The sequence below is a fragment of the Paracidovorax citrulli genome (genome assembly GCF_900100305.1).
GTDB classification, from domain to species: domain Bacteria; phylum Pseudomonadota; class Gammaproteobacteria; order Burkholderiales; family Burkholderiaceae_C; genus Paracidovorax; species Paracidovorax citrulli.
This window is the reverse complement of record NZ_FNEY01000057.1, coordinates 1-9,237: the sequence shown is the minus strand read 5'-3', so window position 1 is coordinate 9,237 and position 9,237 is coordinate 1. Positions and strand designations below refer to the sequence as shown.

The 9,237-nt window shown below is 62.6% G+C and carries 6 protein-coding genes and 1 pseudogene; 6 read left to right on the top strand and 1 reads right to left on the bottom strand.

The window, feature by feature from the left end; all coding sequences use genetic code 11:
* The 4 genes from BLR99_RS21960 to BLR99_RS21945 form a co-directional block, all read left to right on the top strand.
* The coding region (locus BLR99_RS21960; protein ID WP_139160203.1) for a DUF2345 domain-containing protein at positions 1–975 on the top strand (975 nt) is incomplete at its 5' end.
* Between the two features lie 31 nt (positions 976–1,006).
* Positions 1,007–1,486: a DUF1795 domain-containing protein gene (locus tag BLR99_RS21955; protein WP_011793664.1), complete on the top strand. Its 480-nt coding sequence runs from the start codon at positions 1,007–1,009 to the stop codon at positions 1,484–1,486.
* A gap of 49 nt (positions 1,487–1,535) precedes the next feature.
* Positions 1,536–6,287 (top strand): RHS repeat-associated core domain-containing protein, encoded by a 4,752-nt coding sequence (locus BLR99_RS21950; protein WP_011796406.1) that lies wholly within the window; start codon positions 1,536–1,538, stop codon positions 6,285–6,287.
* 102 nt (positions 6,288–6,389) lie between these two features.
* Positions 6,390–6,701 carry a barstar family protein gene (locus tag BLR99_RS21945; protein ID WP_074687519.1) on the top strand — a complete coding sequence of 104 codons (312 nt, stop codon included), beginning with the start codon at positions 6,390–6,392 and terminating at the stop codon, positions 6,699–6,701.
* A gap of 98 nt (positions 6,702–6,799) precedes the next feature.
* Here BLR99_RS21945 and BLR99_RS23980 read toward each other — a convergent pair whose 3' ends face one another.
* Positions 6,800–7,075 (bottom strand): hypothetical protein, encoded by a 276-nt coding sequence (locus BLR99_RS23980; protein ID WP_017438628.1) that lies wholly within the window; start codon positions 7,073–7,075, stop codon positions 6,800–6,802.
* A 248-nt stretch (positions 7,076–7,323) separates the two neighbouring features.
* Between BLR99_RS23980 and BLR99_RS23975 the strand changes: the two are divergent.
* Both BLR99_RS23975 and BLR99_RS22910 read left to right on the top strand, forming a co-directional pair.
* Positions 7,324–7,710 (top strand): annotated as a pseudogene (locus tag BLR99_RS23975) (RHS repeat-associated core domain-containing protein); the annotation flags it as partial.
* A gap of 392 nt (positions 7,711–8,102) precedes the next feature.
* The gene (locus BLR99_RS22910) at positions 8,103–8,597 is read left to right on the top strand and encodes a hypothetical protein (protein WP_138919958.1); all 495 of its coding nucleotides are present in this window, start codon (positions 8,103–8,105) and stop codon (positions 8,595–8,597) included.
* Positions 8,598–9,237: the final 640 nt, after the last annotated feature.

The following is a 9,237-nucleotide window of genomic DNA, read 5'->3' as shown; positions in this document are numbered from 1 at the left end:
CACCAGGGCACGGGGTCGCAGCGGGGGTATGGCTTCGAGCTGCGCACGGACCTGTGGGGCTCGATCCGCGCGGACAAGGGCCTGCTCATCACCACCTATCCGCAGGACTTCACGTCCATGGCGGCCAACTTCAACCCGGACGGCTTCGACCAGCTGGGCGCGGGCCTGGCCGGCACGGCATCGCTCATGCAGCAGGCCAGCCAGGCGGCGCAGACGCTGGACGCGAACCTCGGCGCACTCAACTCGCTCAAGACCTCGCACATGATGGAACTGGGCGCGGGCATCGCGGCCATGACCGGCGCGCAGGCGGCATCGGCATCGCTGTCCAAGGCCGCGGCGGCGCTCTCGGCCTTCCAGGGTGGTGGCGGCGGTGCGCCGGAAGCGGCCCTGCCGTCCGACACCGATCCGGCCATGCCGCAGTCGCAGGCGCTGCGCGAACTCTCGCGCGACATCACGCAGCCCATCGTCTCCATCGTGAGCCCGCAGGGCCACACGATGGTCAGCCCCAAGCCGATCGTCATCAGCTCCGGCCAGAGCGCGTCGATGCACGCCACGCAGCACATCACGGTTTCCAGCGGCGCGCAGCTCACGCAGCTCGCCAAGGCCGGCATGCTGACGCACGTCTCCGAAGGCGGGCAGCGCACCACGGTGGGCGCGGGCGACATCGCCACCGATGCGCAGACGGGCAACCTCAACCTCACCGCCGAGCAGAACGCGACCCTGGCCTCGCGCACGGACACCGCCACCGTCGTGGGCCAGCAGAACGTCAACCTGCAGGCCACCGAGGACTCGGTGCTCGTCAAGGCCGGCCAGCACATCCGCCTGCAGGCGGGCGCGACGATCACGCTCACGGCGGGCGAGGGCGCCTCCATCACGCTCACCAGCGACGGCAAGGTGGAGATCCGCGGAAAGAACGGGCTCATCGAGCTCAAGGACGTGCTCACCGTGCTGGGCAAGCCCGTCAACATCAACTGACCCTCTCGCGGCCTTGGCCGCGGAACGACCCATGCAGTACCACATCCAGGAAGCCACCTTCGACCTGCCCGAGGGCAGCTTCATCGACCGCAGCGTGAACGTGCTGGTCTTCGGCGATCCCGCGCTGCCTTTCAGCGTGGTTATCACGCGAGACTACTTCGACGAGGGTGGAAGCGTCGAACAACTGCTGCGCGAGCAGGTCAAGGCGTTGTCCACGTCGGGCAAGCAGTTCAAGGAGCTGGAGTTCGGCACGACCCACCTGCCTTTGAATGCGCCAGCGGGTACGCAGCCAACATCGGCATCTGCATCCGCCGCTGGTGGAGCGCCCAATGCTGCGGGCGCCTACGTTACTTACACGAAGCAGGGCCATCCGATCCACCAGAAGATCGTGCTCGCGGAGATGCCCGGGCGTCGCGCACTGGTCGTGACCGGCACTTACGCCGGTCCCTGGAAGGAGGAGCACGTCGCCCACTGGGCCTCGGTCCTGCACACGCTGCGCCTGCGCGCGTGAGGCCGCCGGTCTATATCTCATCTCACATCAGCTTTAGACGCACCACGTCATGCCCAAGGCCGCCCGACTGCACGATCCGATCGCCCATACCTATGCACGCGAGGGGCACGCTGCCGGCGCGGCCGCGGCGGTCGGCATCGAATTCGGGGCCGCGGTGGCGATCGGCGCCGTGGTGGGGACGATCGCCTGCCCGGGCCTCGGCACGGCCGCAGGGATCGCGATCGGCATCGGTGTGGCCGTGGCGTCGTTCGTGGTGGCGCATGCGTTCTCGCTGGTGGGCGACTTCGTTCAGTCGTTCGGCGAGGCCTTCGGGCGAAGTTTTACTTCCGACTGCGGCACGCTCACAGCGACCGGATCGACCACGGTTTTCATCAACGGCAAGCCGGCGATCCGCACCGGACTGGATGTGGCCACATGCGACAAGCACAGCATGCCCACCAGCCTGGTCATCTTCGGCAGCGAGAACGTTTTCATCGACAGCTACCGCGCCGCGCGTGAAGGCGACTGCGTGGACTGCGAGGCCAAGATCAGCAAGGGCTCGGAGGACGTCTTCATCGGCGGCGAGTCCGTGCCTGTCGCGAATTTCCGCGAGCGCGAAGTGCCGCAGTCCGACCGCGAATTCGCCAGCAAGGCGCGCTTCTGGGCGGGCATCCTCGGCGGCGCCGCTGGCGCGCTGAAGGCCGGCGTCAAATGTTTCGGGATGGCCGTGCTCTCCGGCGTGGTGGGCGCGAAGGTAATGGGCGAGATCCTGCCGTCCTTCGACGGTGGCCACTCTGCCGCGACCGGCGCTGGCGATAGTGCAGGCACAGCCCTCGGTAATTTCCTGCAAGGCAAGCCGGTGCACGTGGTGACCGGCGCCAAGGTGCTGCTGGGCGACGACGACACCGACTTCAGCCTGCCCGGGGCGCTGCCCATCGCATGGCGCCGCGCCTATGCATCCTGCGATGCGCGCACGGGTGCGCTGGGCACGGGCTGGAGCCTGCCTTTCAGCGTGGAGCTGGTCTTCGAGGGCGGCAAGGCGCACTTCATCGACGAGGCCGGCCGCGACATTCCCTTCGACGACCTGCCGCCCGGTGCCCAGATGTTCAGCGTGCCGGAAGGTGTGCAACTGAGCCGCGGGGAGGGCGGCGCCTACTTCATCGGCATGCCTGCGCTGGGCTGGATCTACTGCTTCGGCCAGCGCGCCGGCAGCAGCGATGGCGAACGCCTGGGGCTGCAGCAATGGGCGGATTTCAACGGCAACACCATCGACTTCCACCGCGATGCCGATGGCGTGGTGCGGCATGTGACCGACAGCGCGGGCCACCGGCTCGCGCTGCGCTACGCGCAGGCCGGCGGGTTGCGTCTCGTGCGCGTGGACCTCACGGCGGGCGGCCCGGCCGGCACGCTGGTCGAATACCGCTACGACGCCCAGGGCCAGCTCGCCCAGGTCATCGATCGCCTGGGCCGCTGCGTGCGGCGTTTCACCTGGGAGGGCACCACCCTTGTCTCGCAGACCTTCGCGAGCGGGCTGGTGGCCCGCTACCGGTGGGACCGGCCCGCGCCCGAAGGCCGCGTGGTGCAGCACTGGCTGGAGGACGCAGCCCCGGGCATGCCCGCCACCGCCTGGACCTTCGAATACGACCTGCCCGGCGAACGGCCCGGCGATCGGCGCACGCGCGTCACGGACCACCTCGGACGGGTGCAGCTCTTCGACCACGATGCGGACCAGAACGTCACGCGCATCGAGGATCCGCTGGGGCAGGTGCAGCGCATGGAGTGGAACGACCTGTGGCAACTGCTGGCCTGGACGCGTGCGGACGGCAGCCGGTTCACCTTCACCTACGACCGCCTGGGCAACCTCACCGGCGCCACCGACCCGCTGGGGCAGACCGCCCGCCTGGACTGGCACGAACGCCTGCAGCGCGTGCGCGCGGCCACCGCCGTGGACGGCACCCGCTGGCACTACACCTACGACGACCGCGGCAACCGCACGGAGGTGCTCGGACCGCCGCTGGACCCGGGCGCACCCCCGCATATTCCGGGCGATGAGGACGAGGCGCGCTGGCGTGAATCCACGCTGCACGACCCCCGCGGCCTGCCCGTGGTCACCATCGACGCGAACGGTGGACGCCAGCAATGGGCCTGGGACGAACGCGCCCTGCTGGTGCGCCACACCGATTGCTCGGGCAAGACCACGCGCTTCGAGTACGACGCCAACGGGTTCCTGAGCAAGCACATCGATGCGCTGGGGCAGACCACCCACTACGTGCATGATGCATTGGGCCGCCTGTTGAGCGTGACGCAGGCGGACGGAACAGCGGAACGATACACTTACGACGGCGCAGACCAGCTAGTTTCAGCGGGTGATTCGAGCAACCGGCTCACGCACTACCGCTACGACATCCACGGCAAGCTGCTGGCATTGCAGCGGCCTGATGGCATTACGATTCACCTGGGCTACGACGGGGCGCACCGCCTCGCGAGCCTCGTCAGCGAGAACGGCGCCACGTACCGCTTTGCCTACGACACGGCCAATCGGATGGTGCAGGAATTGCGGCCTGACGGTAGCCGGCGATCGTTCGCGCACGATGCGCTGGGGCGCGTGGTGGCGCTGCGGGAAGATCCCGGCGAGGACGATGTGACCGAGCACGCGATACCAGGCCACGCGCCAGCCGCATCGATCCAGAGCGCCTATGAGCGCGATGCCATTGGCCGGCTGATCGAGAAGCGCGTGCAGGCTGTGACGCGCGCATCGTCTCCGCAAGACACCATCGTGCAGCGCTTCGCCTACGACCGGATGAACCGGCTGGTGCGCGCGGAAACGCTCGATGATGCAGGCCAGTCGCCCGTGCAGGCGGCGGAATTCGGTTACAGCCTGCTGGGAGACCTGGACCTGGAGTCGGCGCGGGATGCCGATGCGGGCACGCATATCGTTTTACGCCATACGCACGATCCGCTGGGCAACCGTCTCGCCACCGAGCTGCCGGACGGGCGCGTGCTGCGCCACCTGCACTACGGCAGCGGCCATGTCCACCAGATCAGCCTGGACGGCGTCGTGGTGGCCGACATCGAGCGCGACGACCTGCACCGCGAGGTGCTGCGCACGCAGGGGCGCTGGGCGAGCCGCTGGGCCTACGACCCGCTGGGCCGCCGGCGGGCGCAGTGGACGCAGTCGGCGAGCCTGCGGGTGGGTGCGGACTGGGCGGGACAGATGCCGGATGCATCGGCCGCGTCGGGCATGGGAATGCCGTCGGACGGGCTGCGCAAGCAATGGGACTATGACGCCTCGGGCGAACTGGTGCGCACGCGACATAGCCGCAATGGAGAGACCCGCTACCGCTATGACCCGGCCGGCCACGTCCTGTCCGCCACGCTGCAGGCCGCAGGGGCCGTGGGCGGTGCGTCTCCGGCCCTGCAGCAGGCGCTGCACGAGGTCTTCCATTACGACCCGGCCGGCAACAGGCTCGACGCGCCCGTGCCGCAAGGCGCCGAGGGCAGCCGGGGCTGGGTGCGCCACAACCGGGTGAAGGTGCTGCAGGACAAGCGCTACGACTACGACGGCTTCGGCCGGCTGGTGCGCAAGCGCATCGGTGCGCACACCGAACTGCATTGCCGCTACGACGCGCTGCACCGCATGACCCATGCCTCGGTGATCCGCGCGGGCCGTGATGGCGAACCCCTCCGGCAGGTCTTCCGCTACCGGTACGACCCCCTGGGCCGGCGGATCGCCAAGGAGGACGATTTCGGCGCGACACGGTTCGTGTGGGAAGGCCTGCGGCTGCTGCAGGAGAGCCGCGGTGCGCAGACCAGTACCTATGTGTACGAACCGGCCAGCTACCGGCCGCTGGCGCGCATCGATGGTGCCGGCCTGTTGGAGCCGGAGCATCCGGTCTCCGTGCTGGCGCTGGCGGGGGAGGACCCGCGAGGTGATCCGGCCGCGGGCAAGGTCCGTTCCGTCCCGGTCACCAATGGGGACGCGAGCGATGCGCACCATGCGGTGGCTGGGCCGGTGGGAGCGACGGCGCGCTATCTGGCTGAGCTGGAGGCGGAGCGCAAGGGAACGGCAGAGAAGTCGACCAGCGTGCGGATGCCAGAGCCAGACTTGGCACAACAGACCGCCTCCGCATCTGCGCCGTCCGCGCGCATCTACTACTTCCACCTGCAGCCCAATGGATTGCCCGAAGAGATGAGCGATCGCGACGGCCATCTGGTGTGGCGTGCGCAATACCGCATATGGGGCAGTGCCGTTACCGAGGAGTGGCAAACGTTCGATGCGGGGCGGGCAGTGGATGCGACTGCCGGAGAAGCCGTTATCCGGACCCTGGCGGGGGCGGCGCCTATTGCGCAAAACCTCCGCATGCAGGGGCAGTACCTTGATCGGGAAACGGGGCTGCACTACAACACCTTCCGTTATTATGATCCCGATATCGGGCGATTCATCAGCCAGGACCCGATTGGGTTGGCTGGGGGTGTAAATCTTTATCAATATGCACCAAACCCTATTTATTGGGCCGATCCATTAGGTTTGTGTCGTTTTGGGAAATTTGGTCAATCCAAAACAAGAAGAATCAACAAGATCATCGAAAAAAATAAAAGTAATAAAGGAAATGCCAAGGTATTTGAGAATAGTGACGGAGTTCTTCCGAGGAGACGTGATGGAAAGTCAATTACCTATACGGAGCACGATTACAATACACCCCCTACCCCTGCTCAGCGCGCAAATGGCGCAGACAGAGGGAAACGTCGTGTTGTGATCGGTAGTGATAATCGTGTATATTATACCAATGATCACTATCGATCATTCGAAAGATTTAAATAAGTGACTCGCAATATTTGCCTCTTTTCGATGGTAGAAATTGGCGAGGTCGTTGATTAGATAATTCTCGCATCGAAGGTGGAAAAGGATTTTTTGGAAAATCAAATGGAAAAAATTGAGGTGACAATTGATCTGCTCAAATGTTTGAATAGGAATTTTTTCCTTCGTACCATGAGGAATGAATTTTCTTTCCCAAGTTATTTTGGGGAAAATATGGATGCAGTTGATGAATGCATGCGTGATTTAAGTTGGATAAAAGAAAAAAAAATACAAATAAATATAAAGAACTCGAAGAAGGCGTTAAAAGAAAATGCAGATGCCTCCCAAAAAATCATCAAAATGTTTGAGTCTTACAGCGTTTTTTGGAAAAATGAGAAGGAAGACAGAAAAGAATTTAAAGTATTAATAATAAGTTGAATTGAATTTCAAATAAACATAGAATAATTTTCCGAATATTGGGTATTGATAAATTACATTCGGAAAAAAGGGCGTCGTAGCGCATACCTTAGCGGCACTTACGCTAATACGCGCAGCACCGCATGACGCACGCGGCGGTGATCCGTGCCGGCCGCGATGGCGAACCCCTCCGGCAGGTCTTCCGCTACCGTTACGACGCCCTGGGCCGGCGGATCGCCAAGGAGGACGATTTCGGCCAGACGCGGTTCGTATGGGAAGGCCTGCGGCTGCTGCAGGAGAGCCGCGGCGCGCAGACCAGCACCTATGTGTACGAACCGGCCAGCTACCGGCCGCTGGCGCGCATCGATGGTGCCGGTCCATTGGAGCCGGAGCATCCGGTCGCGGTGCTGGCGCTGGGAGGGAGGACCCGCGAGGTGATCCGGCCACGGGCAAGGTCCGTTCCGTCCCGCTCACCAATGGGGACGCGAGCGATGCGCACCATGCGGTGGCGGGGCCGGTGGGGGCGACGGCGCGCTGGTTGGCTGCACTCGGAGCGCGGGAGACATCGGCGCAGGGCGCGAAGCCTGAACCGCCGGACAGAGAGCCGCCTCCGGCCAACGACTCGTCGCAGCCTTCGGCCCGCATCTACTATTTCCATCTGCAGCCCAACGGCCTGCCCGAGGAAATGAGTGACCGCGACGGTCACTTGGCGTGGCGGGCGCAGTACCGGGTGTGGGGCAGCGCGGTGGCGGAGGAATGGCAGGCGTTCGATGGTGTGGGGCGGCCGGTGGAGGCACCGAGGCACGAAACGGGCCAGCGACCGGACAACAGCGCCGCGCCGATGCCTCAGAACCTGCGTATGCAGGGGCAGTACCTGGACCGGGAGACGGGGCTGCACTACAACACGTTCCGGTACTACGGCCCGGACGTGGGGGCGTTCACGACGCCGGACCCGATCGGGCTGGCGGGTGGGGTGAATCTGCACCAATATGCGCCGAATCCGGTTTCTTGGATTGATCCGCTTGGATGGAATCCTGTATGCCGGATGAGCCAAACACCTCACGAAACTGCCAGCAGTCTTCCCTTGGTGCGCCCTGGTACATCTGCTTGGCAAAAGGCTGTCGAAGCTATTCGGCAAGGAGGTAAAGGGGATATACGAGTTAGCACGGCAGCAGAAGCCAAGGCATTACTTCAAGAGGCTCGCGGGGGTATGGATCGCAGAAAAATGTACTCCGATGATGGAGACTATTCAAAGGGATATCAGGTGCATAAACCGCAGCCGGGCACCAATCGAAGTGGAGATCGTTTATCTGCCAAAGAAAGATGGCAGCGCGGGGAGACAGATGTAGGCAACGATCTTCCACACATCAAATGGAAAGACCAGAGCGGGCGCGACCAAGGGCATATATTTTCGAGGACTAAATGATCAACACAACCATACCCGGCGAAAAGATCAATTCGGATATTTCTCGTCGAATACATCGGATATTTATTTATAAAATATTTCGCACCCATCATGCTTATAAGAAAGAATATTTCGACAAGCAAAAAAGACGATTTTCAGAGAAGAAGATATGGCAATTCTCTTACGCAGGCCCCTATGATCCCGGAGAGGATTTGGAGATCATTAGCACAAATAGAGAAATATTAAAAGCACCATTCTTCCACGAGACAGGTCGAGTAATTTGGATTGAAGGCGGGCGAAATAATAAAAGAGTTCCTCATGATATGTTTTGCGCTACATCCAAGGACATAACGGACTATTTCCTCGATGCCAACAGGGCATGCAACTACAGTAGTGGTTTAATTTATATATTTAATGAGTCCATGGACTGGGTAATAAGAATCCGCTCTTCCTTGAGAATAAATGCTGTTGATGATGCAGATTATATATATCAAGTTTATAGAAAGAAGTGAATTTATTGCAAAAAATCTGTAGCCTGTTGATTGTTAATATGACGGATTTCAATCGGTTTTGCTGAAACAACCTATCGTTGCGAGGTGCGCAGCGTGAGCAGTTCGCACAGCGTGCACAAGCATCCGGCCGACGATAAGCCGCAGCCTAGGGCGCGCATATACTACGTCCACCTGCAGCCCAACGGGTTGCCCGAGAAAATGAGCGGCCGTAACGATCACTTGGTGTGGCGCGCGCAGTACTGGGTGTGGGGCAGCGCGGTGGCGGAGGGCTGGCAGGCGTTCGATGGTGTGGGCGGCCGAGGGAGGCGCCGAGGCACCCCCCCGCGTCAGAATAGTTGTCGCCTCGATAGGACTCCGGTGTTCGGAGTTCATGAAGGTAGTAGGAGGCTGTGTAGTTGTGGTCGAAGGTCTGCGTGGTGGGCAACGCGAAGCGTTGTCCACGGCAAGCGGGCCGGTGCGCGCAGCGCATCGTCCACAAATGCACAGCCTTGCAGGTGCCTTCAGGCGCCGGCCCGCTGCCGTGTGTTTCACCCCGGGGGCGAAGAGCGAGAAGCCAGTTGGCACGATACGGACAAGCATTCAAAGACAGAGCGGTGGGCAGGTTGCTGCCACCGCACAGCGCCACGCCCGACGAGCTGGC